The 305-nt window shown below is 66.9% G+C and carries 1 pseudogene (running past one end of the window); it reads right to left on the bottom strand.

Features of this window, described 5'->3' with window-relative positions:
- A pseudogene (locus JNK74_29350) lies at window positions 1–305 on the bottom strand (sensor histidine kinase); it reaches 314 nt to the left of the window's first position.

The raw sequence follows: 305 nt of genomic DNA, 5'->3' as shown, positions 1-305 counted from the left end.
AGGCGCTCGCTCTCGCTGACGATGATCTGGAGGTATTGTTTCTTCTTCTCGGCCGACGACGCGCGGTCCAGGAGCAAGAGCTCGCCGAACATCCGGATCAGGGAGAGCGGCGTCTTCAGCTCGTGGGAGACGTTGGCCACGAAGTCGCTCTTCAGGGCGGAGAGGCGCCGCTCCTCGACCGACCCGCGCATGACGATGAAGAGGCTCGCGATCGTGACGATGCCGGCGACGATGACGAGCGCGAGCTCGATCGTGCGCTGGCGCTCCGCCTGCCGGCCGACCTCCTCCGCGCTCGTGAGGGCGAC

This window comes from Candidatus Hydrogenedentota bacterium (assembly GCA_016791475.1).
Classification (GTDB): Bacteria; Hydrogenedentota; Hydrogenedentia; order Hydrogenedentales; family JAEUWI01; genus JAEUWI01.
This window is presented reverse-complemented; position numbering and strand designations above follow the sequence as displayed.